The sequence below is a fragment of the Lysobacter oculi genome (assembly GCF_003293695.1).
In the GTDB taxonomy this organism is placed as follows: Bacteria; Pseudomonadota; Gammaproteobacteria; order Xanthomonadales; family Xanthomonadaceae; genus Solilutibacter; species Solilutibacter oculi.
This window is the reverse complement of sequence record NZ_CP029556.1, coordinates 1,808,658-1,834,248: the sequence shown is the minus strand read 5'-3', so window position 1 is coordinate 1,834,248 and position 25,591 is coordinate 1,808,658. Positions and strand designations below refer to the sequence as shown.

Genomic DNA, 25,591 nt, shown 5'->3' with positions numbered 1-25,591 from the left:
CGGCCACCGGCGTGCGTCCGCCTTCCCCCCGCAACCGCATACGACAAATGGAGTGAATCATCGGCATGAGCAGCGTGCGCCTGGAATCGGTCAAGACCACCAAGGAAACGGAGAACCGCGTGATCCCCCTGCAGCCGGCCTCGCTGGACATCTGGGACAAGAAGTACCGCCTGAAGACCAAGCAGGGCGATGCGATCGATGCCGACATCGACGCCACCTACCTGCGCGTCGCCAAGGCGCTGGCCGAAGCCGAGACCACGCCCGAGCTGCAGAAGTACTGGGGCGAGCGCTTCGCCTGGGCGCTGCGCCGCGGGGCCATCCCGGCCGGCCGCATCACCTCCAACGCCGGCGCGCAGGCGCACAAGCCAGCCACCTCGACCATCAACTGCACGGTCAGCGGCACCATCACCGATTCCATGGACGGCATCCTGGAGAAGGTCCACGAGGCGGGCCTGACGCTCAAGGCCGGCTGCGGCATCGGCTACGAGTTCTCCACCCTGCGTCCGCGCGGCGCGTTCGTGGCCGGTGCCGGTGCCTATACCAGCGGCCCGATGTCCTTCATGGATATCTACGACAAGATGTGTTTCACCGTGTCCTCCGCCGGTGGCCGCCGTGGCGCGCAGATGGGCACGTTCGATGTGTCGCATCCCGATGTCCGCGACTTCATCCGCGCCAAGCGCGAGGATGGCCGCCTGCGCCAGTTCAACCTGTCGCTGCTGATCACCGACGGCTTCATGGACGCGGTCAAGCAGGACGCCGAATGGCCGCTGGTGTTCCCGTTGTCCGACAAGGAAGTGGGCGAAGTCGACCTGGCCGACGCCCAGCAGATCGTCTGGCGCGACTGGCCGACCACCCGCGGCTACATCGTGCGCGATGACGGCCTGGTCGCCTGCAAGGTCTACGGCCAGGTCCGCGCCCGCCACCTGTGGGACATGATCATGGTCTCGACGTACGACTACGCCGAGCCGGGCTTCATCCTCATCGACCGCGTCAACGAGATGAACAACAACTGGTGGTGCGAGAACATCCGCGCGACCAACCCCTGCGGCGAGCAGCCGCTGCCGCCCTACGGCGCCTGCCTGCTGGGCTCGGTCAACCTGACCAACTTCGTGCGCGAACCGTTCGGCGAAGCCGCCGAGTTCGACTGGGAGGAATACAAGGAAGTCGTCCGCGTGTTCACCCGCATGCTCGACAACGTGGTCGAAGTGAACGGCCTGCCGCTGGAGCAGCAGCGCAACGAGATCATGCGCAAGCGCCGCCACGGCATGGGCTTCCTGGGCCTGGGCAGCACCATGACCATGTTGAAGATGAAGTACGGCTCGAAGGAGTCGTGCGAGTTCACCGAGCGCATCGCCCGCGAGATGGCCGTGGCCGGTTGGGAGGTCGCGCTGCAGCTGGCCGAGGAGAAGGGCCCGGCGCCGATCATGTCCGAGACCTTCGCGGTCACCGCCGAGATGCTGCGCAAGCGTCCGGAAATGGCGAAGGACGGCTGGAAGGTCGGCCAGCAGATCGAAGGCCGCCTGCTGCACGCCAAGTATTCGCGCTACATGCAGAAGGTCGCCGAGGTCGCGCCGGAGCTGGTCGAGAAGCTGGCGGATGTCGGCGCGCGCTTCACCCACCACAGCTCCATCGCGCCGACCGGCACCATCTCGCTGTCGCTGGCCAACAACGCGTCGAACGGCATCGAGCCGTCCTTCGCCCACCACTACAGCCGCAACGTGATCCGCGAAGGCAAGAAGACCAAGGAAAAGGTCGACGTGTTCTCCTACGAGCTGCTGGCCTACCGCGAGCTGGTCAACGCGAAGGCGATGCCGTTCGCCGAGGACGCCGCCGGCCAGCTGCCGGAATACTTCATCAGCGCCGATGACATCTCGCCGAAGGAACACGTCGACGTGCAGGCCGCCGCGCAGATCTGGGTGGACAGCTCCATCTCCAAGACCGCGAACGTCCCCACCGACTACCCGTACGAGGACTTCAAGGACATCTACCGCTACGCGCACGAGATGGGCCTGAAGGGCTGCACCACCTTCCGCTTCAACCCGGCCGCGTTCCAGGGCGTGCTGGTGAAGGAAGCCGACCTCGAGAACACCACCTACCGCTTCGAACTCGATGACGGCAGCGTGGTGGAAGTGAAGGGCAACGAGCAGATCGAGTACGACGGCGAGATGCACACCGCCGCCAACCTGTTCGATGCGTTGAAGGAAGGCTACTACGGCAAGTTCTGATGCAAGGGCATTGAAGCAAGGCTCACTGCAGCTTCCGATGCAGGGGCATTGAAGCAAGGCTCAAGGCAGGTGATGGGGATGGTGATGCGGCTGCACCCTCACGCGACATTGCGCGCGGCCCGGGTATAGCATCCGGCGGGTAACACCCGACATCTCCATCCACATGGTTAGCGCCCACAAGGAGGGCTTATGGCCAAGAAGAAAACCAGCGGCATGATGGCCACCATCGGCACCGCCGCCGACAACGTCAAGGACACCGCGAGCAACGTGGGCAGCACCATCGCCTCCACCGCGAGCGGCGCCGTGGCCACGGTCAAGCGCGTCGCGCGCAAGGCCACCAAGGCGGTCGGCAAGACGGCGAGCAATGCACGCAAGGCCGTGGTGAAGAAGGAAGGCGAGTTGAAGAAGTCGCTTTCGGCCAGCGCCACCAAGGCGCGTGCCGAAGCCGCGGCCCTCAAGCGCAAGGGCGCCGGCAAGAAGACCGCGGCGGTGAAGAAGGCGGCGGCCAAGAAGGCCACGGCGAAGAAGGCCACGGCGAAGAAGGCCACGGCGAAGAAGGCCACGGCGAAGAAGGCCACGGCGAAGAAGGCCGTGACCAAGAAGGCGGTCGCCAAGAAGGCACCGGCCAAGAAGGTACCCGCGAAGAAAGTCGCCAAGAAAGCAGTGAAGAAGGTCGCGGCGAAGAAGGCCACGGCCAAGCGCACCGCGACCAAGGTGGCGAAGAAGGTGGCCAAGGCCACCGGCACCGCCAAGCGCAAGACCGCAGCCGTCGCCAAGAAGGCGGCACGCAGCGCGGCCGGCAAGAAGGCCGCGGCGACCCGCGCGAAGAAGTAAGCGACACGGCGCGTCCGCCGTCGCCCAAGGCGGCGGACGCGTGCATCCCCATACGAACAACGCATCAGGCAAGGACATCATGGCCGTCAAGATCGACAAGAAAATCAAGGGTTACGCCGTGCTCACCCCCGAGGACAAGGCGCGCGAGGCGCAGCCTGCCCAGGCCGGCAGCAGCGTGGCCCGCGACAAGGTCGAGTCGGAAGCGGCGGTGGACAACGTCATCCAGATGCACGAGAGGATCGAGCGCCCCGAGGTGCTGATCGGCTCCACCTACAAGATCAAGTCGCCGCTGGTGGAACACGCGATGTACGTGACCATCAACGACATCGTGCTCAATGCCGGCACCGAGCACGAGCTGCGCCGCCCGTTCGAGATCTTCATCAACTCCAAGTCTATGGAGCACTTCCAGTGGATCGTCGCGCTCACCCGCATCATGTCCGCGGTGTTCCGCAAGGGTGGCGACGTCACCTTCCTGGTCGAGGAAATGAAGGCCGTGTTCGACCCCAAGGGCGGCTACTTCAAGGCCGGCGGCGTCTACATGCCGTCGCTGGTGGCCGAGCTGGGCATGATCGTCGAGGACCACCTCAAGACCATCGGCATGCTGCGCGACCCGGAGATGAGTGAGCACCAGCTCGCGCTGATCGCCGAGAAGCGCCGCGCGTTCGAGGAACAGCAGGCCGGCTCAAAAAAAAACGCTGAACTGAGCGCGCCGGTCGATACGCTCGAAGCGCATGGCGAGGAAATCGCCGTGACCGGCGAAGGCACCAGCTTCCCGCCCAGCGCGACCATGTGCCACAAGTGCCACACCAAGGCCATCGTGATCATGGATGGCTGTGCCACCTGCCTCAACTGCGGCTACAGCAAATGCGGTTGAGCGCGATGCGCAAGGCTTGAATGGATGATCGAAAAAAACGGGGCCGATGGGCCCCGTTTTTGTTTGCGTCATCAGCTGTGTAGTTGCTGGTTGCCTGCGCCTTGCGTTGGCGAGGTCAGCCGGATGCAAGCGGAGGCAAGGCGCTGCCTGCCCGCCAGCCGGATGCCTGCAAGGCATCGAGCAGGGCGACCACTTCATCGCGGCGTTCGGGCTCGTGCACCGGCAGTACCAGCATGTCGCCCGGCCGGGCCCATGCCAGCGCCTCGCGCGCGGCCTGCGCCTCGTCCAGGCAGACCGGGAGATCGGCTTCCGCCATGCCACTGTCGCGCAGCGTGTCACGCAGGATGCCGGCCACTTCGCCGGAGGCGCGGCCACGCAGGTAGTCGCCGCCGATGTCCTTCAGCCACACGCGGTCGGGCCGGGCTTCGGCGGCGGTCATCGCCAGCGCGCGCACGTCGGCGTCTTCGCGGTTGCCGGCCTGGCCCAGGATCAGCGCCAGCCGTCCGTTGCCGCGCATCGCCCGGGCGACGGCGAGCAGGCCGCGCAGGCCGTCCGGGTTGTGCGCGTAATCCAGCAGCACATCGACATCACCCAGCCTCCAGCGTTGCAGACGACCGGGATTGTCCGAAGGCCTGCCACCGAACGTCGCCAGCATCTCCGAAATCACGGGCACGGGAATCCGCAGCGCATGGGCGGCGAGCACCGCACCGGCGATGTTGGCGATGTTGTAGCGGGCGCTGCCACCGAAGGTGAGCGGCATGTCGTCCACCGCGCCGAGATCGTGCGCGGCATCGCCATCCAGCAACAGCAGCCGGCCATCGCGGACGACGCAGGCCAGGCCGCCATGCGCCCGCGCCGTATCCAGTTCAAGCGCGAACCACGCGAGCGTGCGCGGCGGTGACAGCGTGGACGCGTGACGCACCAGCAACGGGTCATCGGCGTTGAGGACGAGCAGGCCGTCGGCGGCCAGCGACTTGGCCACCACCAGTTTCACCGCGGCGATGTCGTCGAGGTCATGGATGCCGTATTCGCCGAAATGGTCGGCGCTGATGTTGGTGACGACGGCCACGCGTGCATCGCGCGCGACCAGCCCGCGCCGCAAGAGGCCGCCGCGCGCGCTTTCCAGCACCGCCGCCTGCACGCGCGGCTCGCGCAGCACGGTGCGTGCGCCGACCGGGCCGGAATAGTCGCCGGCGTCGATGCATTGGCCATCGACGAACAGACCATCGGTGCTGCTGTAGCCGCTGCGCAGGCCCTGCGCGCGCAGCAACGCGGCGAGCAGGCGCACGGTCGTGGTCTTGCCGTTGGAGCCGGTGACCACGGCCTTGGGGATGGCATGAAGTCGTGACCAGGCCACATCGTCCGGAGCGGGCAGGGCGTCGATCATCCAGCTGCGCGACGAAGCGCCTTCGCCGATCGATACCGCATCGTCATCCGCATGCGCGGGCACGCCGTGGGCATCGGCGGCGTCGAGCAGCGCGATCAACGCGGGCCGCGCTTCCGCCTCGGCCAACGCACGCAACGTGCGCAATGCGACATCGTCATCCCAGTGCGCGGCATGCGGGCGCGGCGGATCGGTGTCGTCGACCGGGGTGCCGTCGGCATGCATATCGAGTGCCGCGTACCACGCCCACTCGTTCACTTCGGTGGCGGTGTAGAGCTGGTCGATGGGCGCTTCGAACGCGAGCGATGCGCCGCTGGCGTGGCGACGGATGGTGATCGCCGCCTGCGGCCAGCCGAGCGCCGTGCGGGCCCGCGCGATATTGTCGCGCCAACGCTGCAGCGCGGCCTCGTCGAAGGCGAGCCCGCGCGCGGTTTCCAGCGCGGCACCGGCGCAATCGAAATAGAGGTTGGCGCCGGTCAGGCGCCGCGAGTCGGAGAACGGTTCGCTCACGGTGCGGGCTCAGTCGTTCTCTTCGCGTTCCATGTGCAGGCCGCGCGCATCGCGCACCACGCCCTGCATCAGGCTGGCGTCGTAGCTGTCGTCCTCGGCGGGGTCGAGCGCGGTGGCCACGGCCGGCACCGCATCCGCATGCTGGCGCGGCGCGGCTTCTCCATCGGCGCGGTACTTGGTGATCTGCTTCCAGGTGCGTGCCAGCGCATCGGCGAAGACCAGGATGAGGTCGCCGTGCCGGCCCTGCCGCAGGGTCGCATCCACCGCCTGCTGCTCATCGGGAATGATTTCGATGGCATCCGCCGGCACGCCCGCGGCGAGCAGTTCGTCGGCGAGGATCTTCGGCACCTCGTCGGGGCCACGACCGCGCAGGCCGTCGTCGCGCTTGACGATGTAACGGTCGAAGCGCCCGGCGACCGCGCGCGAGATCGCCCGCAGGTCTTCGTCGCGGCGATCCCCCGGCCCGGCGATGACCACGATGCGGCGGCCGTTGACGTCGAGCTGCTGGGCGAGCTCGGCCATCATCCCGACCGCGTGCGCGTTGTGGCCGTAATCCATGATCACCTTGAACGGATGCTCGTTGAACACGTTCATCCGACCCGGCGCCTGGAAGAAGCTGGTGTCGAAGGTGCGCAGGCCGTGGCGGATCGCGTCGAGCTTGATGCCGATCGAGAACGCCATCGCCGCCGCGACCATCGCGTTCTGCACGTTGTGCATCGCCTTGCCTTCCAGCGTGGCGGGGATCAGGTGCGTCCACATCAGCGGGATGTGCGCGCCCTTGTCGTAGAGCGCGATCATCTGGCCGTTGACGCCGGCCTCCAGCGCGCAGGCGCGGCCACCGGCGCGGATGTGCTCGCGCACCAGCATGTGCGAAGGGTTGGTGGTGACGTAGCAGATCACCTTGGCATCGGTGTAGCCGGACATCTTCAACACGTTCGGGTCGTCGGCGTTGAGCACGGCGCATTCGCGTGCGCTCTCGACCACGATGCGCTTGACCTCGGCCAGCTGCTCCAGCGTGTCCACGCCCTTCAACCCGAGATGGTCGGACTGCACGTTCAGCACCGCGCCCACGTCCACTTCGGCCACGCCCATGCCGGCACGGACCAGGCCGCCGCGCGCGGTTTCCAGCACGGCGATGTCGATGTGTGGATCCGACAACACCATGCGCGCCGACACCGGCCCGGTCATGTCGCCTTCCACGGTGCGTTGGCCGTCGATGTAGACGCCGTCGGTGGTGGTGAGGCCGGGCACGTAGCCGGCCATCTTGGCGATGTGCGCCAGCATGCGCGCCGTGGTGGTCTTGCCGTTGGTGCCGGTGACCGCGGCGATCGGCACGCGCGCCGGCGTGCCCTGCGGGAACAGCATGTCGATGACCGGCCCGGCGGCATCGCGCGGTGTGCCTTCGCTGGGCGCCACGTGCATGCGGAAGCCGGGCGCGGCATTCACTTCGCAGATCGCGCCGCCGATGCGCTTGTAGCTTTCCGCGATGTTGGGGGTGATGAAGTCCACGCCGCCGACATCCAGCCCGATCGCCTGCACCGCGCGCACCGCCATGTCGCGGTTGTCGGGATGGATGATGTCGGTGACGTCGGTCGCGGTGCCGCCGGTGGAGAGATTGGCGGTGGAACGCAGATAGACCTGCTCGCCCGCGGCGGGAATGCTGTGCTCGTCCATGCCGACGCGTTCCAGCATCTGTTTCGCCTGCGCGTCCAACTCCAGCCGCGTCAGCACCTTCTCGTGGCCGACGCCGCGACGCGGATCGGCATTGACCTGTTCGATCAGCTGCGCGATGTCATGCGTGCCATCGCCGACCACGTGGCCGGGCGTGCGCTTGGTGGCGGCGATGAGTTCGCCGTTCACCACCAGCAGGCGATGGTCGTCGCCGGGCTGGAAGGTCTCCACGATCACCGAGCGCGAATGCGCCTGCGCGGCCTGGAAGGCCTCGCGGATATCGTCGTCTTCGGTGATGTTGATGGTGATGCCGCGGCCGTGGTTGCCGTTGTAGGGCTTGAGCACCACCGGCCCGCCGAGCTTGCGTGCGGCCTTCAGCGCATCCGCCTGCGAAGTCACCAGCTGCTGTTTGGGCACCGGCAGGCCGAGCGAGCCGAGGATGCCGTTGGTCTCCTCCTTGTCGCTCGCGAGTTCCACCGCGATGTACGAGGTGCGGCCGGTGACCGTGGCCTGGATGCGCTGCTGGTACTTGCCGTGGCCGAACTGGATCAGCGAGGAATTCTGGTTGAGCCGCAGCCACGGGATGCCGCGTTTCTCCGCCGCGCGCACCAGCGACATGGTGGACGGGCCCAGTGCGCGCCGCTGCGCGTAGCGGATGAAATCGTCGCGTGCGGATTCCCACTCCCAGTCCGCCGGCAGGCCGCCCGGCGTGCGCAGGTCTTCGGGCAGCAGCGATTCGATCAGCTGCATCGCCAGCGTGCCCGCGGCCAGGCCTTCTTCCTTGTGCGCGTATTCGTAGACCACGTTGTAGACGCCGGGGCGGCCATCGGCCACCGCGCGGGTCTTGCCGAACGTCACATCCTCACCCGCCACGTTCTGCAGCTCGATGGCGAGGTGTTCCAGCACATGTCCCATCCACGTGCCTTCGCCTTCGCGCATGCGCCGCACGAAGCCGCCGGGCTCTCGATACGAACAACCGTGTTCGGCCAGGCTCGGCAACGCCGCCAGCAGGCCGTCGATGAAGGGCGCGCCGAGCTTCGCGGTGGGCCAGTCTTCCAGCACCCCCAGATCAAGCTCGAGCCGCAACACCGGGAAACGCGCGTACTGCGATGGACCCACGTAAACGTTGCGGCTGAGAATGCGCATGGTGTTTCCCCTGTTAGGCCGGATCGCGCTCCGTCATCAAGGTGCCCGGCGACGCCTTGCGCGTGTGCAGGTTGAAGGTCGCGCCTTCAACCAGAATATGGACCTTCAATCCGAGCAGGCAGACCGGCTTGGTCTGGCCGGCGTCGGCCATGGACGAGAACTGCAGCTCGCTGGCATCGACCACGGTGAGCGCGCCGCTGCCTTCCACTTCGAGCGTGTTGTCGGGGCCGATGAAGGCGGCGGTGTCCTCGTCCAGCCCGATGCCGATGGCGAACGGATTGAAGGCGAGCGCCGCGACCAGACGACCCAGCCGGTCACGCTGGCGGAAGTGCTGGTCGATGATGAAGCGGTTGGTGAGTCCCAGGCCCGGCGCCAGGCGCACGCTGCCCGCGCGCGGCGACGAACCTTCCTTGCCGAACGCGATCATGTGTTCGCTGAGGATGCTGGCGCCCGCGCTGGTGCCGGCGACAGGGATGCCCGCGGCATTGCGCAGGCGGATCAGCTTGGCCGCGCTGGTGCCGCCGATGATGGTGCTGATGCGCAGCTGGTTGCCGCCGGTGAAGAAGATGCCGGTGGCATTGGCCAGCATGTCGAGGTAGTCCTCGCGCTCGCCGTCCTCACGGGTCTGGATGTCGACGATCGACGACGGCCCCGATTCCAGCCGCTCGAACAGATCGACGTAGCGTGAACCGGTATCGGAGAGCCGGCTGGCGGTCGGGATGATGGCGATGCGCGCATCGCGGCCGCCGCACAACTGCACGAAGCGCTTGAGGATGCGCCGGCGCTGCAGCTTGTCCTCCGCACCACCGATGGGAATGATCCAGCCGCGCTGCTCGCCATCGGCGACCTTGCTGGGACACATGCTGGGCGACGTCCTTACGAGTTCCGGGGTTCGAAAATACCACGCACCGCCACGCTTCCCGCCCGCACGTGGAGCACTCCGCGGACAAGCACATGGTGGGCGTTTCCGTCCGCGTCCAGCGCGACCAGGTCGGCATCCATGCCCGGCGCGATGCGGCCCTTGCCGGGCAGCCGCAGCAGTTCGGCGGGGTTGCAGGTGAAGGCGGGCAGGGCGCGCTCAAGCGGCAGCCCGCGCGCGAGCAGGCGCTTGAGTGTCTCCAGCATCGAGCCGGAATGCCCCACGTCCATCCCGCAGACGCGGCCTTCGCCGTCGAAGCAGGGCAGGCAGCCGCCGGCATCGGAACTGATGCTGACGCGATGCGCCGGTGCGCCGCTGTCGAGATAGCGCAGCAATGCCTCGTCGGCGGGCCAGGCGTCTTCGCCGTCCTCCACCGGGAAGGCGGTGATGTCGACATGGCAGCCACGCCGCGCCAGGTCCAGTGCTTCATCGAACAGGGCCTTGCGCCGGTTGATGTGTGTCGGCTGGAACACCCGTGCCGGCAGTTCGCTGCCATCGAGCGCGCGACGCACCAGGTCGAGCCCGCGCGCGCCGTCGCCCAGGTGTAGGTGGACGATGCCGGCCTTGCCGGTCATCAGCCCGGCGACATGCGCCTCGGAGGCGAGCCGCAGCAGTTCGTCGAGCGTGGGCTGGCTGGAACGGTGGTCGCTGATCGCCACCTCGCCGACGCCGATCAGCGGCTCGGCATAGACGATGTCGCCGCGCACCGAACCGGTGAGTGTGGTCGGCGGGAAGTGGTAGCCGCCGCTGTAGCCCCAGGCCGACAGGCCGGACTCGCGTAACGCGTACAGGTGGGCGAGCAGCTCGCCGGTACCGCGCACCACGTCATCCGTGCCGAGCAGGCCGATCACCGAAGTGACGCCGGCCGTGGTGTAGCGCGAGAGCATCGGCGCCGGCACGCGGCTGGCGTATCCGGCTTCGCCGCCACCGCCGGTCACATGCACATGGCCGTCGATGAACCCGGGGATCAGGCGCATCCCTTCCAGGTCCAGCGTGTCGAAGCCGAGCGCCGCGGGCAGTTCGGGCGGCGTCGCGCCCATCCACAACACCTGGCCGCCACCGATCAGCAGATGCTGCCGCCCCAGCGCCTCGGGCGCGTGGACATCGGCATTCTTCAGCAGCATCAGGGGCGTCTTCATCGCCGCAGCGTGCATGGGCCGCCAAGAGGCGTCAAGCAAGCCGGAAAGCCGCATGGCCGGGGCGGATGTGCTCCGCCGCCGGCCGGTTCATGCGGGCTGTCGATGACGCGCTCAGTCCTCGCCGAAGGCCTTCAGTTCGTCGAGCCGGCGCTGTGCGCGGGCCAGGCTGTGGCCGGTGACCGCATCGTCCATCGCCTTGGCGAGTTTCGGCCGGGCCGGGCTGCGCGACCAGCGGTGGAACCACGCGGTGCCGATCAGCCCGGCCACGCCCACCGCGCACATCACCAGCACGGCGGACGGACCGAGGTTGGCGTAGAGGTTGGCGCGCGCCAGCCAGTAGAAGAAGGTGGCCATGAAGGGGATCCAGAACAGCCACCACGACAGCCCGACCGTCATGCCGCTGAGGATGTAGAAACGGCGCAGGCGGGCGATGCGGCCCTGAGTTTCGAGCAGCGATTCGCCGCGGTCGATCTTCGCGAGCATGCCCAGGGTGATGCCGCCGCCCACGATGCAGGCGATCCCGTAGGCATGCACGAGGATGGCCGAAAAAAACAGCAGGCCGCCGTCGCGCAGCGCGGTCCATACCGACACGCCCAGCCCGATGCAGAGCAGGCCGAACAGCATCTGCAGCACCTGGCCGAGCCAGAGCGGCCACAGCCCCCATTGGATGCGCGCGGTGCCGGCGCAGCGGCGGTCGTCGCGCGCCATGGCGTGCTGCTGCGCGAGTCGCGCGTCGACGCGGTTGAGCGCCTGCTTCAGGTCTTCCAGTTCGATGTCCATGCGGGTGTCCTCAGGCGTGGGCCAGCGCGGTGCGCAGGCGTTGTTTGATGCGGGAAAACTTGGTGGCGACATTGCTTTCGCTGATGCCGAGCACCTCGGCGATCTCGCGGTGGCTGCGCTCGTCCAGATGCATCAGCAGCAGCGCGCGGCTCATCGGGTCGAGCGCCTGCATCGCCTGCTGGAGCAGGGCGTTCTGCTCCTCGGCCTCGTGGTCGTGCGGCGCCACTTCGCCCAGGTGCAGGTCCGGGTCGTAGGCCACGTGGTGACGTCTTCGCAATGTCTCGCCGCGCACCTGCGAGATCGACACGTTCAGCGCCACCCGGTACATCCATGTGGAGAAGCTGCGCGTGGGGTCGTAGCGGGGCCAGGCCTGCCAGAGCGCGGCGGTGATGTCCTGCATCAGGTCGGCGCGGTCGGCCTCGTTCCAGGCATAGCTGGCCGCGACCTTGCGCACGATGCCGGCGTGCCGGGCCAGTCGTGCCTCGAAGGAATCATCGGCGGGTGGGTGTCGGGTCATGGAGATGTCGGGCGAAGCGGTCGTCACGGGGTGATTCGCATGGACCGGCGGAATATCACACGCCGATTCAAATCCGGCCCGATCCGGCCCGGCCGCCACTTCGCGCCCGCTTCACCCAAGCGCCATCGGCGGCCCATGCGGGCGTGGAAATCTGGCGATACTTCAACTGACGGGGCAGGGCGATGGGCAGCACGATGACGAACGACACCCTGATCGGCCGCCGCCCGCTGTGGCGCGGCGTGCGTTGGCTGCTGTGGGCCGGGCTGGCGGCGCTGCTGCTGTTGCCGTTGATCGCCATGCAGTTCAACAGCGAGGTCAACTGGACCGCCATGGACTTCATGGTGATGGGCACGATGCTGGCGCTGGTCGGCGGCGCGTTCGAGGGGGTGATGCGCGTGGCCCGCAGCCACCACTACGTCTTCGGCGCCGCCATCGCGGTGGGCGCGGCCTTCCTCACCACCTGGATCAACCTGGCGGTCGGCATCATCGGCAACGAACACAATCCGGTGAACATGGCGTTCTTCGCGGTGCCGCTGGTCGCCTTGATCGGCGCATCGTTGGCGCGGCTGGCACCGGCCGGCATGGCACGCGCGATGATCGCGGCGGCCATCGTGCAGGCCGGCACCTGCGTGCTCGCCTTCCTCGAAGGCGAAATCGTCGCGGTGGTGTTCACCGGCGTGATGATGGCGATGTGGCTGCTGTCGGCGGGGCTGTTCGAACGGGCGGTACGCGTGCGTTGAAGTGTGTGTCGAAGAATTGGTGATGCGGATTCGTGTGGATTCCGTTGCCGCTTAACACTGATCGCCCGCATTTATGCGCGCACGGTCACGCAAAACCGGCGCCTTCCCATCGCGAATAGCGTGGATGCGCAGGCAGCGGGTTAAACCTGCGTTTTCCTAACAACCGTGTGCCCGTTGATGTTCAGTCGGCATGGGCGAAGGTGACCGCGCTGGTCGATATCGAGTCATTCGATAACGCCGTATCCATCGACCGCCACCGTGTCTCGGCGAATCCGAGGCTCGTTCCCATCCCCCAGAACGAAAGAGGTCACACGCATGAAGAACAACAAGACTGCCCTGATGATTTTCTCCGCCTCGCTGGCGCTGGCCGCCCCGCTGGCTTTCGCCCAGCAGGCCGCGCCGGTCCAGGCGCAGACTGATGCCACCGCAGCCGCGCAGGTCGATGCCGCGCATGACAGTGCCGCCGCCAGCGTCGATGCCCGGAATGCAACGCAGGCACAGGCCGCCACCCCGGCGGTGCCGCCGACCGGCGACACCACCCAGCAGGCCACGCCCGCCGCTCCCGTGGCTTCCGCCTCCGGCGAGCGCAAGTGGAGTGATCTGGATGGCGACGGCAACGGCAACCTGAGCGTGACCGAAGCCGCCTCCATGCCGAGCCTGGCCAAGGTCTTCACCGAAGCCGATGCCGATGCCGACGGCCAGCTGACCCAGGACGAATACAAGGCCTGGCTGGCCAGCAACAAGGCCGCTGGATCGGACACCGACAACGGCAAGGCCAAGGGCAAGACCAAGCGCGGCGGCTGATCGCGCCAGCATCACGATGAGTTGTGGCCATCAGGGCGGCGCAGGCCGCCCTGATGTTTTTATGCCGCATGGATCGCCCGCGGCCGCCGCTTCGCGCACAATCGGCGGATGCTGACCCGTGACCCCGATGCCTTCTTCGCCCATGCCCGCACGATCGCCGACGATTTCGGTCCGGCCACCGCGCGCGGCGTGTTCCTCGTCACCCCGGAAGGTTTCGCGCAGGCCGCCGAGTCCGCGCAGGACAACCACTACATGGCCGATGCGCAGGCCTTCGACCCGGCGCGCGCACTCGCGCAGCACCGCGCACTGCAACGCGCGGTCGCTGAAGTTGTTCCGGCGATCGCCTTTGCCGGCGATGCCGCCACGCCCGATGCGGTCTTCCCGAACAACGTCTTCGGCACCGCCGCGGAGCGCGTGGTCGTCGGGCGGATGCGCCATCCGGTGCGCCAGCGCGAGGCCGGACGCGGCGACATCCGCCGGTTCTTCCGCGAGGTGATGGGACGCGCGGAAATCGATCTCTCGCAACAGCCGCATGCCTGCGAACTGACCGGTGCGCTGGTCATCGACCGCGCGCGAGGCCTCGGCTACATCGGCCTGTCCGAACGTTGCGACGAAGCGGGCGCGCGGCTGATGCACGAGGCCTTCGGCCTGCGCGCCTCGCTGCTGTTCGACCTGGCGCCCGGCGAATACCACACCAATGTCGTGCTCTCGGTGCTGGCCGGGCGTGCCGCGGTGATCTGCCCGAAAGGGTTCGCCGATGCGGGCGTGGCCGACGCCATCGCCGCCTTCCATGCGCCGCACGCGGTGGTCTGCGATGACGCGGAACATGCCGCCTTCGTCGGCAACTGCATCGCGCTGTCCGCCGGCACGGTGTGGATGAGCGCCGCCGCCCATGCCGCGCTGCGCGATGCAAGCCGGGCCGTGCTGCGCGAGGCCGGCTTCGACGTGCGGTCCGTGCCGCTCGATGCCATCGAGGCCGGCGGTGGTTCACTGCGTTGCTGCATCGGCGAAATCTACTAGGAGACATCGATGGCGAACGAAACCGTTTCGCGGCGTCGCACCGTGCTCGTCACCGGCGCCTCCGGCGGCATCGGCAAGGGCATCGCCGAGGCCGCGGCGCGCGATGGCTGGCACCTCGTGCTGACCGCGCGCGGCACCGCCGACATCGAGGCCTTCGCCGACGATTGGCGCCGGCGCTACGGCGTGCAGGTCACGGCGCTGGCGCAGGACCTGTCGCTGCCGGGCGGGGCGGCCGCCCTGTTCGAGGCGGTGCAGGCGCGCGGCATCGCCCTCGATTGCCTGGTGAACAACGCCGGCATCGGCGTGTACGGCGAGTTTGCCGACAACACGCTCGACGAGGAACTGTCGATGCTGCGGCTCAACATCGAGGCCCCCACCGTGCTGGCCAAGCTGTTCCTGCCGCAGTTGCTGGCGCGCGGCGGCCGCCTCCTCAACATCGCCTCGGTGGCTTCGTTCCCGCCGGGCCCGTACCTCGCCGCGTACTACGGCAGCAAGGCCTACCTGCGCGTCTGGAGCGAGGGCATCGCCGAAGAACTCGCCTCGCGCGGGGTCTCCGTCACCGCATTCTGTCCCGGGCCGGTACGCACGCAGTTCGCCCAGCGTGCGCACGCGCGGCGCTCCGCGCTGTTCAACAGCGGCCGCCTGCCGGATGGCGACGAAGTGGGCCGCGCGGCCTGGCAGGCCTGCATGGCCGGCCGCCGGCTGGTGGTGCACGGCCTGTTGAACAAGCTGCAGGTCTTCTCGATGCGCTTCACGCCCCGCATCGTGCTGGCGAAGGTCGTCCGTTTCGTGTCCCGTCCCGTCTGAGTGTCGCCTAGCATGACGCATGCCATCACGACCACGGAAGTCTTCCTGATCGCCATGACGATGATCATGGCCGTGCCCTACCTGATCTGGCGGCTCGGCCGCACCGATTACTGGGCGCCGCTGGTGGTGGTGCAGATCATCACCGGCATCCTGCTCGGGCCGGGTGTGCTGGGGAAGTGGTTCCCCGACTACTACCGGTTCGTGTTCACCAAGGAAGTGATCACCGCGCTCAACGGGATCGCCTGGTGGGCGGTGATGATCTTCGTCTGCATCGCCGGCATCGAACTCGACCTCAAGCGCGCATGGGCCAACCGCCGTGAATCCGGCATCACCGCCGGCCTGGCACTCGGCACGCCGCTGCTGTTCGGTGCGCTGGTGGCGGTCGGCATGCTGCGTTTCCCCGGCTGGCTGGGCGCCCATGGCCAGCCGTGGCAGTTCGTGGCCGGCATTGGCATGTCCTGCGCGGTCACCGCGCTTCCCATCCTGATCCTGTTGATGGAAAAGCTGGACATCCTGCGCAAGCCGCTCGGCCAGCGCATGCTGCGTTACGCCAGCCTGGACGACGTGGCGATCTGGGGGGTGCTGGCGATCATCCTGATGGACTGGCAGCGCATCGGGCGGCAGGGGGCTTTCCTGGCCGCGTTCGCCGTGGCCTGCGTGCTGTTCCGCAGGCTGATGCGCGCGATACCCGAACGCGACCGCTGGTACGTGGCACTGGTCTGGCTGTGCATCGTGGCGTTCGGTGCGGACTGGTCCGGCCTGCACTTCATGGTCGGCGCGTTCCTGGCCGGCGTGGTGATGGACGGCGACTGGTTCGACCAGCACGAGATGGACAAGCTGCGCGCGCACGTGCTGCTGGTGATGATGCCGGTGTTCTTCCTGTCTACCGGCCTGCGCACCAACTGGGCGATGGGCGGGGCGACGGTGTTCATCGCCGCCGGCGTGCTGCTGGCGGCGTCGGTCGCCGGCAAGCTGGCCGGCATCCACATCGCCGGCAAGGTGCTGGGGTGGAAGAAGGGCGAGGCCAGCGTGATCGGCTGGCTGCTGCAGACCAAGGCGCTGATCATGATCATCTTCTCCAACGTGCTGCTGGACAAAGGCCTCATCACCAACGAGGCTTTCACCGCGCTGCTGTTGATGGCCATCGCCAGCACCATGCTCACCATCCCGGTGGTGGCGCCGCGGCTGAAGCGGATGCCGGAGCTGCTCGTGCGCGATTCATGACGCGGCGGCGCGTTCAGGAAATACCCGCGAGAATGCGCGCCATGCCGACATCCCGCCTGCTGCCGTTGCTGCTCGTGCCCTGCCTGCTCATCGCGGGCACCGCCGAGGCACGCACGGTCTACCGCTGCATCCGGAACAACACGGTGAGCCTGTCGACCGCGCCGGAGCCGGGCTCCAAGTGCACGAAAAAGGAGATCCAGGACACCGCCGGCAAGGTGCCCAACCTGTGGGGCGAGCTGGGCGTGGTGCACGGCACGCTGTACGAGCGCGTACAGGACGGCAAGGTGGTCTACGGCACGCGCAAGTTGCCGGGCTCGACGCCGGTGCTGAAGTTCACCGTGGAGACGCCGCCGGGATCCCCTGCGCATCCGGGCCTGGGCAAGGTCGGCAAGCCGCAGCTGAAACCGTTCGACCGCGAATTCCGCGCCGCCGCCAAGGCGAGCAAGGTGGATGAGGCTTTCGTGCGGGCCATCGCCCATGCCGAGAGCGGCTTCAACCCACAGGCGACGTCGCCGAAAGGCGCGATGGGCGTGATGCAGTTGATGCCCGATACCGCGCGCGAACTCGGCGTCACCGATGCCTACGCGCATGCGCAGTCGATCAACGCCGGCGCGCGTCATCTCGCCTCGCTGGTGCGCCGCTACAAGGGCGATTTCAACCGCGCGGCGGCGGCCTACAACGCCGGCATCGGCGCGGTGGCGAAATACGGCGGCGTGCCGCCCTACCGCGAGACGCTGGAATACGTCGAGAAGGTCGGCGCCCTGCACATCCTCTACCGCAAGGCGCTCAAGCTGCCGCCACTCAACCCGCCGCTGCGCGCGGCGGAGTGAGCGTGCGCTTCCGCATCACCCGCGCGGCGTGAGTTCCAGCAGCCGCGCGTCCTTGCCGTCTTCCAGCAGCCAGACCGCGCCATCCGGGCCCTGCTGCACTTCGCGGATGCGCTGGCCCATGGCGTAGCGGGTTTCCTCGCGCGCACTGCGCTCGCCATCCATCGCCACCACGACCAGTGATTGCGATGACAGCCCGCCGATCAGCGCCTTGCCCTGCCACCGTGGGAACAGCGTGCCGCTGTAGATCACCAGGCTCGACGGCGAAATCACCGGCGTCCAGCTCACCAGCGGCGCGTGGTATTGCGGCGCCGTGTCGTGGTCGGGGATCGGTTTGCCGTCGTAGTGATCACCATTGCTGACACGCGGGTAGCCGTAGTTCTCGCCTTTGACGATCAGGTTGAATTCGTCGCCGCCCTTCGGCCCCATCTCGTGTTCCCACAACCGGCCCTGCGCATCGAAGGCGAGCCCGAGCAGATTGCGATGGCCGAGCGTCCACACCTGCGCCGCCACGCCGCCCTGCGCGGCGAAGGGATTGTCTGCCGGCAGGCTGCCATCGTCGTTGAGGCGCAGGACCTTGCCGAGGTTGGCCTGCATGTCCTGCGCGGGTTCGAACGTCTGCCGCTCGCCGGAGGTGATGAAGAGATGGCCATCCGGCGCGAACACGATGCGGTGGCTGTAATGGCCCTGGCCTTCCACCTTCGGCACCTGCCGCCAGATGATCTCCGGCGCGGACAGCGCGCCACCGCCGGCGTCATCCAGCGTCAGCTTCGCGCGTGCGACCACCGCGCCGCGCGTGCCGCCGTCGCCGGCTTCGGCATAACTGAAATAGACGAGCTGGTTGTTGGCGAAACCGGGGTGCAGCACCACATCGCCCAGTCCACCCTGGCCGCCATAGGCGACCTTCGGGATGCCGCTGATCTCGCCGGTCTTCTTCGTGCGCGGGTCGAACAGGCGCAGCTTTCCGGCGCGCTCGGTGACGAGCAGGCGGCCATCGGGCAGGAAGCTCATCGCCCACGGTTCGTTGAAGCGCGCGAACTCGGTGGCTTCGAACGGGCGTGCATCCTGCGTGTCGTTCGAAGCGGTGCTCGATGCCGGCGAGGGCGGTGCGCTGCCCGGCGTGGTGCCGCCGTTCTGGCAGGCGGCCAGGGCGAGCGAGGCGGCCAGGATGCTGGGATATCGCATGGAGTTCTCCGGTCGTCGAATGCGCCAAGCATGCCGCGGATGCGATGAAACCATCGTCGTGGCCGATGAATGCGCCTGCGCTAAAGTGCCGCGATGAATCCGCAGATCCGCATGGTCGGCTTCGATGCCGACGACACGCTCTGGAAGAGCGAAGACTATTACCGCGAGGCCGAAGCCGAGTTCCGCCGCATCGTCGGCGCGCATGTCGATCTCCATGACGTCGGCGCGCGCCTGTACGCGGTGGAGAAGCGCAACCTCGCGCTGTTCGGCTACGGCGTGAAGGGCATGGCGCTGTCGATGGTGGAAGCGGCCATCGAGATCACCGAAGGGCGCATCCCGGCTGGTGACATCCATCGCATCGTCGCGTTGGCCAAGTCGCTGCTGCGGCACCCGGTGGAACTGCTGCCGGGCGTCGCCGAAGCGGTGGAAGCGGTCGCCTCGCGCCACGACATCGTCCTCATCACCAAGGGCGATCTGTTCCACCAGGAAGCCAAGGTGCGCGAATCCGGCCTGGCCCGCTGGTTCCGCCGCATCGAGATCGTCAGCGAAAAAGACGTGCCGACCTACGCGCGGCTGCTGGAGGAATTCGGTGTCGCGCCGAAGGAATTCGTGATGGTCGGCAACTCGCTGCGCTCCGACATCGCGCCGCTGCTCGAACTCGGCGCATGGGGCGTGCACGTGCCCTATCACGTGACCTGGGCGCACGAGACCGAGGCCGAGGTGGATGCCGCGCATCCGCGCCTGCGCCATGCCCGCGCCGCACACGAATGGCCCGATGCCTTGGCGCGCATCGCGGAGGATGCGGCTTCGGCCTAGCCGCAGGCGGGGAACGCACCGATGCGCGATCCGCGCCGTGATGTCGACATTGGGCGCGACAGCCGGGCGGAGACAGCGATGCGGAACCTGATGGATATTCGATGCGGCATCGCCGCGATGGCGTTCGTGCTGGCGATGATCGGGATGCGCGATGTGGCCGCCGCCGATCTGCGCAAATGCGTGTTCCGCGATGGCCGCCATGCCTACGTCAGCGACGCCTGTCCCGCCGGCAGCCGCGAACTCTGGCAGCGCGACATCGCCCCCGATGCCCATGCCGATGCCGAACGCCAGCGCCGGCTGGATGAAATCGCGCAGTGGCAGAAGGCGAGCCGGCAGGAAGCGAATGCACGCCTGCGCGGCCACGGCGGCACGCGCGGCGCATCGCGAAACGCCGCATCCGCATCGCCATCGAAATGCGAACGCGCACGCCAACGCCGCGACCGGATCCGCGATCGCGACTTCATGCGGATGACCTACGACCGGATGATCCAGCTGGATCAGGAAGTGGCCGACGCCTGCCGCTGAACCCTTCGCGACATCAACATGAATGGTGTTCGTGGCCACCGGAAGGGTTAAAAGCCCGTTCACCCGCGCGGCGCGAAGGTTAGCCCCGTGGCCGCGTGGTGTGGCCCGCTTGAAGGAGAAGCAGATGAAGACCTTGACTCGATGGATGGCGCCGGCCGTGATCGCCGCCGGCTTCGGACTCGGTGCGATGGCGGTGCCGCAGCAGGCACAGGCGCAGGACGCACTGACCCGCGTGATCGTCGATGTGGCCGATGTGATTCTGCGCGGTGGCCAGCCGTATTACCGCTATGGCAATTACGGCCCCGACGACCGGCTCGTCATGCAGCGTGACCGCTACGGTCGCCCGGTCTATTACCGCACCGTGCGCAGCGGCCCGCCGTATGGCAACGCCTATGGTTATTACCGCAATGGCCCGGGCAGCCGCGACGTGAAGTGCAACAAGCACGGCAAGTGCAAGACCACGTACTACGACGCGCGCTATGACCGTCGCGACGACTATCGCCGCCATGACGACCGTCGCTACCGCGACTACCGTGATCGCGACGACCGTCGCTGGTGAGGGTCAATGAGACGGCGGCCTGTTTGCCGGCCAGTGACAGGGACAGCCTCTCCGGAGGCTGTCCTGTTTGTGCGGTCCGCGCCGTCCCCGTGTGCGGATTGAGGCATCATCCCGTATCCCCCCGTTGCCTGACTTCATGATCCCGTCCCGTTTTTCCGTGCCTGTGGCAGCCCGCTCCTGGGTGTTGGCGATGCTGATGCTCGGCCTTGCGCTGCCTGCGGTGGCGCGCGCGGATGGTCCGCTGGACTGCACGCTGCGCTTCTCGATGCAGGGCTGGTCGGCGTTCTACAAGACCGCGGAAGGCGAGGGCGTGGTGAGCTGCAGCAATGGCGAACGCCTGCCGGTGAAGATCAGTTCGCGCGGCGGCGGCATCACCTTCGGCAAGTCGCGCATCGATCACGGGCGCGGCGAGTTCTCGGGCATCTACAACATCCGCGATGTGCTCGGGGGCTATGCCGCCGCCGAAGCGCACGCGGGCGCGGGCAAGTCGAGCAAGGCGCAGGTGGTGACCAAGGGCTCGGTCTCGCTGGCCCTCGCCGGCACCGGCTCGGGCTGGGACATCGGCGTGTCGGTGGGCAACTTCGTCCTCAGCGAACGCTGATCCTCACCCCGCGCAGGCAAGGCGCCATGTGCGATGCAGTGTCCCCGACGCCCGGCTTGCCGGGCGTCTTCGTGTCCGGGGCTGGCGGCGGGCCCCTGCGGGATAATGCGCGGATGCAGATGCAGCCAGATCCCGTCGCCACCGAAGCCTCCGCATATCCGTGGGTGCTGTCGGTGGCCCCGATGATGGAATGGACCGACACCCATTGCCGGGCCTTCCACCGCGTGCTGGCGCCCGATGCGCGGCTGTACACCGAGATGGTCCACGCCAACGCGCTCATCCACGGCGACCGCGCGCGCCTGCTGGCCAAGGACCCGAGCCAGCACCCGCTGGCGCTGCAGCTGGGCGGCAGCGAGCCCGCGCTGCTGGCGCAGGCTTCGCGGATCGCGGCGGAGCATGGCTTCGACGAGATCAACCTCAACTGCGGCTGCCCCTCCGACCGGGTGCAGGCGGGGCGCTTCGGTGCCTGCCTGATGCGCGAGCCGCAACTGGTCGCCGGGTGCGTGGCGGCGATGGTCGATGCGGTGCCGGCCGGCCTGCCGGTCACCGTCAAATGCCGCCTCGGGGTGGATGACGATGCCGACTACGGACGCTTCCGCGCCTTCATCGACACTGTGGCGTCGGCCGGCTGCACGCACTTCATCGTCCATGCCCGCAACGCCTGGCTGAAGGGCCTGTCGCCGAAGGAAAACCGCGAAGTCCCGCCGCTGAAATACGACTGGGCGCACCGGCTCAAGCAGGAGCGCCCGGACCTGCGGATCGAGCTCAACGGCGGCATCGCCGGCATCGACATCGCATCGGCCCAGCGTGGAAAGGTGGATGGCGTGATGCTCGGTCGCGCGGCCTACCACGACCCCTACCTGCTGCACCGGCTCGACGGCCTGTGGAGCGGGCGGTCGGAACAGCCGCGCGAAGTCCTGCTGCGCCGCTTCCGGCCCTATGTCGAGGCACGGCTGGCCGAAGGGCTGGCGCTCAAGCACATCACCCGCCACCTGCTCGGCCTGTGGCACGGCGCACCGGGCGGTCGCGTGTTCCGCCAGGTTCTGAGTGCCGGCGCGCATCTGCCGGGCGCCGACTGGGCGCTGCTGGAACAGGCGATGGCCGCGCAGGCGGAAGTGGCGGACGCGGTGGGCGAGGCTGGACGCCCCGGCGACGAGTCCCTGCGGGTGGGCTGACGCGGGTGGGGATGGCCGGCGACGAGCATCCCAGTGGCCGGCGACGACACCCCCGATGCCCGACGCCGAGCATCCTAATGCCCGATTGCGAGGCCCCGGTGCCCGGCGGCGAGCATCACAGTGCCCGACGACGACACCCCCAGTGCCCGACGACGACACCCCCCAGTGCCCAACGGCGAGGCCTCCGGTGCCCGACGATGCCCGACGACGAGTCCTCCGATACCCGGCAACGAGCATCCCAGTGCCCGACGACGAGGCCCCCGATGCCCGGCAACGACGCCCCAAGCACGCGCACAGGCATCTTCCCCGCTTCATCCGCGCTATCGTGGCCGCAACCTCGTTCAGTTTGGCGCTAACATTTCCTTAACCAGTTAAGGCCAAGTTCAATGCGCGGCCATGACACTGGCCACCCTCGACGGCCCCCGCCGTTCCGCCCGTGCCCGGAGCCCTTCGTGCAGCGTCTGTCCTTCCTCATCGCTTTGATGGTCCTGCTGCCGGCGGCTGCCTCCGCGCAGGAGCAGCGCGCGCCGGTCGCCGAATCGCGCCTGCCGTCGCGGGCGCCGTCGTTCGCGCCGCCGCTGGGCCAGGGCATGCCCGATGCCGTGCGCCGGGTCGAGCGCCAGACCGGCGGGCAGGTGCTCAACGTCGAGAGCATGCGCTTCCAGGGCCGCGAGATTCACCGCGTAAAAGTGCTGGAACCCGGTGGCCGCATCCGGATCGTGGTGGACGACCCGGCAAAGCGCGGTACAGTCGGTGATGAGCCTGCATTCAGGTCTACACGCGGCAATGACGGCCGCAAGCCCTAACCTGTGACCTACCGCCGCGCGTCGGCCAACCCGCAACCTGGAGTCACCCATGCGAATTCTGCTGGTCGAGGATGAAGCCCCGCTGCGCGAAACCCTTGCCGCGCGCCTGAAGCGCGAAGGCTATGCGGTCGATGCCGCGCAGGACGGCGAGGAAGGCCTGTACATGGGTCGCGAAGTGCCCTTCGACATCGGCATCATCGATCTCGGCCTGCCCAAGATGAGCGGCATGGAATTGATCAAAGCCCTGCGCGAGGACGGCAAGCAGTTCCCCATCCTCATCCTGACCGCGCGTTCGAGCTGGCAGGACAAGGTCGACGGCCTGAAGCAGGGCGCCGACGACTACCTGGTCAAGCCCTTCCATGTCGAGGAGCTGCTGGCGCGCATCAACGCCCTGGTCCGCCGCGCCGCCGGCTGGAGCAAGCCGTCGCTGGAGTGCGGGCCGGTGGTGCTCGACCTGGCCGCGCAGACGGTGACGGTGCACGGCCAGAACGTCGACCTGACCAGCTACGAATACAAGGTGCTCGAGTACCTGATGATGCATGCCGGCGAACTGGTCTCGAAGGCCGACCTGACCGAGCACATCTACCAGCAGGATTTCGACCGCGATTCCAATGTGCTCGAAGTCTTCATCGGCCGCCTGCGCCGCAAGCTGGACCCGGACGGTTCGCTCAAGCCGATCGAGACCGTGCGCGGCCGCGGCTACCGCTTCGCGATTCCGCGCAACGGCGAGGGCTGAGCCTTCGCCGCTTGACGGCGTCGGCGGGTCACCCGGACGTGCGTGATGGCTGACCGCTTCTGGCGCCCCCGTTCCATCGCCACCCGCCAGCTGCTCGCGGCGGGCCTCGGCTTGGTGGCGTTCCTGGCGCTGGTGGGCGTGGCCCTCGACCGCGCCTTCATCGACACCGCTGAAAACAACCTGCGCGTGCGGCTGGAAAGCTTCGCGCTGGCGTATGCGGCGGGCAACGAATTCGATATCGACGGCTACCTGGTGCCGCCGTTCCGCGCGCCCGACCCGCGCCTGGAACGGCCCGGCAGCGGCCTCTACGCGCAGATGGTGGTGCCGAGCGGGCGGTGGGCCTCGATGTCGGCGCAGGGTCCGATGCTGCCCGAAGGCCCGATGCTCAAGCGCGACGGGACCCGCTTCGAGGGCCCGCTGCCGATGCACAACATCGACGGCAGCGACGGCAAGGTCTATCGCTACGCGCGCAGTTTCGTCTGGACCGATGGCCGTGGCGGCGAGATCCCGTACACCATCTACGTGATGGAGGACACGCGCCCGCTGGCGGCGCAGATCAACGTGTTCCGGCGTGCGCTGTGGACCAACCTGGGCGGCGCGGCGGCGATCCTGCTGCTGCTGCAGCTGCTCGCCCTGCGCTGGAGCCTGAGCCCGCTGCGGCAGGTGATCACCGAGCTGCAGGGGGTGAAGGATGGCCGCGCCGCGCGCATGAGCGACTTCCACCCGCGCGAACTGGAACCGCTGACCGAGAGCATCAACTCGCTGATCGACAGCGAGCGCAAGAACCTGGACCGCCAGCGCAACACGCTGGCCGATCTCGCCCACAGCCTGAAGACGCCGCTGGCCGTGCTGCGCGCGCGCCTGGACAGCGATGCCGGCCTGCCGGAACTGCGCGAGGAATTGGGCACCCAGCTGCAGCGGATGAACAGCCTGGTGTCGTACCAGCTGTCGCGGGCGGCGTCGGGCGGGCACAAGCTGTTCGCCACGCCGGTGCCGATCCTGCCGCAGGCCGAGCAGATCGTGCTGGGGCTGGAGAAGATCTATGCGGCCAAGGGCGTGCTCTGCGAGTTCGAGGTCGATGACGCGGTGCGCTTCCACGGCGAGACCGGGGACCTGCAGGAACTGCTCGGCAACCTGCTGGAAAACGCCTTCAAATGGGCGAAGTCACGCGTGCTGCTGACCGTCGCGCGCCAGCCCGGGGGCCGCGAGGGCGGGCGCTCGACACTGCTGCTGGCGGTGGACGACGACGGCCCGGGCATTCCGGCCGACCGCATCGCTGGCGTGCTGCAGCGTGGCGTGCGCGGCGACGAGCGGGTGCAGGGCCACGGCATCGGCCTGTCGATCGTGCAGGACATCGTCCACGGCTATGCCGGCGAACTGCGGGTGGAGCGTTCCGAGGAACTGGGCGGGGCGCGCTTCGAAGTGCGGCTGCCGCTGCCGCGCTGATCCCATCCACCGGATACGGAAAGGCCCGCGTCATGCGGGCCTTTTTCATCGCGGAGCCGGACTCAGCGGAACATGCCGGGCAGGAAGCTGTGCCAACGTGGGTTGTTGGTCCGCTGCGTGTCGGTACGCTGGGTGCCCTTGCGGGTTTCGGCGGTGGCTGGGTGCGCCGGGCGCTTCGGTGCCGGGGCGCTGTCTTCGCTGCCCGCGTTGACGCCGGTTTCGCTGCTGCCCGACGAGGTCTGGGCGAGCAGGCTGCCGCTGGCCATCGAGAGCATCAGGGCGATCAGGACACGCTTTTTCATGGCGGTGCGTCCGGCGGTG

Annotated in this window: 25 protein-coding genes; 17 read left to right on the top strand and 8 right to left on the bottom strand. The window is 68.0% G+C overall.

Annotation, left to right across the window (positions count from 1 at the left end):
* Nucleotides 1–65: 65 nt before the first annotated feature.
* The 3 genes from DCD74_RS08880 (at nucleotide 66) to DCD74_RS08870 (ending at nucleotide 3,933) form a co-directional block, all read left to right on the top strand.
* The gene (locus DCD74_RS08880; protein ID WP_112926997.1) at nucleotides 66–2,225 is read left to right on the top strand and encodes an adenosylcobalamin-dependent ribonucleoside-diphosphate reductase; all 2,160 of its coding nucleotides are present in this window, start codon (nucleotides 66–68) and stop codon (nucleotides 2,223–2,225) included.
* 189 nt (nucleotides 2,226–2,414) lie between these two features.
* Nucleotides 2,415–3,059: a hypothetical protein gene (locus DCD74_RS12690; protein WP_162615962.1), complete on the top strand. Its 645-nt coding sequence runs from the start codon at nucleotides 2,415–2,417 to the stop codon at nucleotides 3,057–3,059.
* A 79-nt stretch (nucleotides 3,060–3,138) separates the two neighbouring features.
* Nucleotides 3,139–3,933, top strand: a complete 795-nt coding sequence (locus DCD74_RS08870; protein WP_112926996.1) for a TSCPD domain-containing protein — start codon at nucleotides 3,139–3,141, stop codon at nucleotides 3,931–3,933.
* Between the two features lie 115 nt (nucleotides 3,934–4,048).
* On the opposite strand, the gene DCD74_RS08865 is transcribed toward DCD74_RS08870, so the two are convergent.
* The 6 genes from DCD74_RS08865 to DCD74_RS08840 all read right to left on the bottom strand — a co-directional run bounded on the left by DCD74_RS08865 (nucleotide 4,049) and on the right by DCD74_RS08840 (nucleotide 12,026).
* Nucleotides 4,049–5,827, bottom strand: coding sequence for a Mur ligase family protein (locus DCD74_RS08865; protein WP_112926995.1), 1,779 nt, complete (start codon nucleotides 5,825–5,827; stop codon nucleotides 4,049–4,051).
* 9 nt (nucleotides 5,828–5,836) lie between these two features.
* A complete protein-coding gene (cphA, locus tag DCD74_RS08860) occupies nucleotides 5,837–8,644 on the bottom strand; it encodes a cyanophycin synthetase (protein WP_112926994.1) in 2,808 nt (935 codons plus the stop codon).
* Nucleotides 8,645–8,657: 13 nt separating this feature from the next.
* Nucleotides 8,658–9,506 carry a cyanophycinase gene (locus tag DCD74_RS08855; protein WP_112926993.1) on the bottom strand — a complete coding sequence of 283 codons (849 nt, stop codon included), beginning with the start codon at nucleotides 9,504–9,506 and terminating at the stop codon, nucleotides 8,658–8,660.
* A gap of 14 nt (nucleotides 9,507–9,520) precedes the next feature.
* A complete protein-coding gene (gene iadA, locus DCD74_RS08850) occupies nucleotides 9,521–10,702 on the bottom strand; it encodes a beta-aspartyl-peptidase (RefSeq protein WP_112926992.1) in 1,182 nt (393 codons plus the stop codon).
* A gap of 111 nt (nucleotides 10,703–10,813) precedes the next feature.
* Nucleotides 10,814–11,482, bottom strand: a complete 669-nt coding sequence (locus DCD74_RS08845; RefSeq protein ID WP_112926991.1) for a hypothetical protein — start codon at nucleotides 11,480–11,482, stop codon at nucleotides 10,814–10,816.
* Between the two features lie 10 nt (nucleotides 11,483–11,492).
* Nucleotides 11,493–12,026, bottom strand: coding sequence for an RNA polymerase sigma factor (locus tag DCD74_RS08840; RefSeq protein ID WP_335645445.1), 534 nt, complete (start codon nucleotides 12,024–12,026; stop codon nucleotides 11,493–11,495).
* 167 nt (nucleotides 12,027–12,193) lie between these two features.
* Here DCD74_RS08840 and DCD74_RS08835 point away from each other — a divergent pair, with 167 nt between their 5' ends.
* The 6 genes from DCD74_RS08835 to DCD74_RS08810 all read left to right on the top strand — a co-directional run bounded on the left by DCD74_RS08835 (nucleotide 12,194) and on the right by DCD74_RS08810 (nucleotide 17,424).
* Entirely contained in the window at nucleotides 12,194–12,739 is a 546-nt protein-coding gene (locus tag DCD74_RS08835; RefSeq protein ID WP_162615961.1) for a hypothetical protein, read from the top strand.
* Nucleotides 12,740–13,054: 315 nt separating this feature from the next.
* The gene (locus DCD74_RS08830) at nucleotides 13,055–13,543 is read left to right on the top strand and encodes an EF-hand domain-containing protein (protein ID WP_112926989.1); all 489 of its coding nucleotides are present in this window, start codon (nucleotides 13,055–13,057) and stop codon (nucleotides 13,541–13,543) included.
* Nucleotides 13,544–13,651: 108 nt separating this feature from the next.
* Nucleotides 13,652–14,563, top strand: coding sequence for an arginine deiminase-related protein (locus DCD74_RS08825; RefSeq protein WP_112926988.1), 912 nt, complete (start codon nucleotides 13,652–13,654; stop codon nucleotides 14,561–14,563).
* A gap of 9 nt (nucleotides 14,564–14,572) precedes the next feature.
* The gene (locus tag DCD74_RS08820; protein ID WP_112926987.1) at nucleotides 14,573–15,370 is read left to right on the top strand and encodes an SDR family NAD(P)-dependent oxidoreductase; all 798 of its coding nucleotides are present in this window, start codon (nucleotides 14,573–14,575) and stop codon (nucleotides 15,368–15,370) included.
* 12 nt (nucleotides 15,371–15,382) lie between these two features.
* Complete coding sequence (locus DCD74_RS08815) at nucleotides 15,383–16,594, top strand: cation:proton antiporter (RefSeq protein WP_112926986.1); 1,212 nt, start codon at nucleotides 15,383–15,385, stop codon at nucleotides 16,592–16,594.
* Nucleotides 16,595–16,635: 41 nt separating this feature from the next.
* Nucleotides 16,636–17,424, top strand: coding sequence for a lytic transglycosylase domain-containing protein (locus DCD74_RS08810; protein ID WP_112927763.1), 789 nt, complete (start codon nucleotides 16,636–16,638; stop codon nucleotides 17,422–17,424).
* Between the two features lie 15 nt (nucleotides 17,425–17,439).
* Here the strand turns inward: DCD74_RS08810 and DCD74_RS08805 are convergent, their stop codons facing one another.
* Nucleotides 17,440–18,606, bottom strand: coding sequence for a PQQ-dependent sugar dehydrogenase (locus tag DCD74_RS08805; RefSeq protein WP_112926985.1), 1,167 nt, complete (start codon nucleotides 18,604–18,606; stop codon nucleotides 17,440–17,442).
* A gap of 93 nt (nucleotides 18,607–18,699) precedes the next feature.
* Between DCD74_RS08805 and DCD74_RS08800 the strand changes: the two genes are divergently transcribed.
* From DCD74_RS08800 to DCD74_RS08765, 8 genes are all read left to right on the top strand, one after another.
* A complete protein-coding gene (locus tag DCD74_RS08800) occupies nucleotides 18,700–19,422 on the top strand; it encodes an HAD family hydrolase (protein WP_237049572.1) in 723 nt (240 codons plus the stop codon).
* Nucleotides 19,423–19,512: 90 nt separating this feature from the next.
* Nucleotides 19,513–19,947, top strand: coding sequence for a hypothetical protein (locus DCD74_RS08795; protein ID WP_162615960.1), 435 nt, complete (start codon nucleotides 19,513–19,515; stop codon nucleotides 19,945–19,947).
* A gap of 124 nt (nucleotides 19,948–20,071) precedes the next feature.
* Nucleotides 20,072–20,506: a hypothetical protein gene (locus DCD74_RS08790; protein ID WP_162615801.1), complete on the top strand. Its 435-nt coding sequence runs from the start codon at nucleotides 20,072–20,074 to the stop codon at nucleotides 20,504–20,506.
* 136 nt (nucleotides 20,507–20,642) lie between these two features.
* Nucleotides 20,643–21,107 carry a hypothetical protein gene (locus DCD74_RS08785; protein ID WP_407072200.1) on the top strand — a complete coding sequence of 155 codons (465 nt, stop codon included), beginning with the start codon at nucleotides 20,643–20,645 and terminating at the stop codon, nucleotides 21,105–21,107.
* Between the two features lie 113 nt (nucleotides 21,108–21,220).
* The gene (dusA, locus tag DCD74_RS08780; RefSeq protein ID WP_112926982.1) at nucleotides 21,221–22,282 is read left to right on the top strand and encodes a tRNA dihydrouridine(20/20a) synthase DusA; all 1,062 of its coding nucleotides are present in this window, start codon (nucleotides 21,221–21,223) and stop codon (nucleotides 22,280–22,282) included.
* 452 nt (nucleotides 22,283–22,734) lie between these two features.
* Nucleotides 22,735–23,088, top strand: a complete 354-nt coding sequence (locus DCD74_RS08775; protein ID WP_162615959.1) for a PepSY domain-containing protein — start codon at nucleotides 22,735–22,737, stop codon at nucleotides 23,086–23,088.
* A 49-nt stretch (nucleotides 23,089–23,137) separates the two neighbouring features.
* Nucleotides 23,138–23,824 carry a response regulator transcription factor gene (locus DCD74_RS08770; RefSeq protein ID WP_112926980.1) on the top strand — a complete coding sequence of 229 codons (687 nt, stop codon included), beginning with the start codon at nucleotides 23,138–23,140 and terminating at the stop codon, nucleotides 23,822–23,824.
* Between the two features lie 45 nt (nucleotides 23,825–23,869).
* The gene (locus tag DCD74_RS08765) at nucleotides 23,870–25,270 is read left to right on the top strand and encodes an ATP-binding protein (RefSeq protein WP_112926979.1); all 1,401 of its coding nucleotides are present in this window, start codon (nucleotides 23,870–23,872) and stop codon (nucleotides 25,268–25,270) included.
* Nucleotides 25,271–25,332: 62 nt separating this feature from the next.
* On the opposite strand, the gene DCD74_RS08760 is transcribed toward DCD74_RS08765, so the two are convergent.
* Entirely contained in the window at nucleotides 25,333–25,572 is a 240-nt protein-coding gene (locus tag DCD74_RS08760) for a hypothetical protein (RefSeq protein WP_112926978.1), read from the bottom strand.
* Nucleotides 25,573–25,591: the final 19 nt, after the last annotated feature.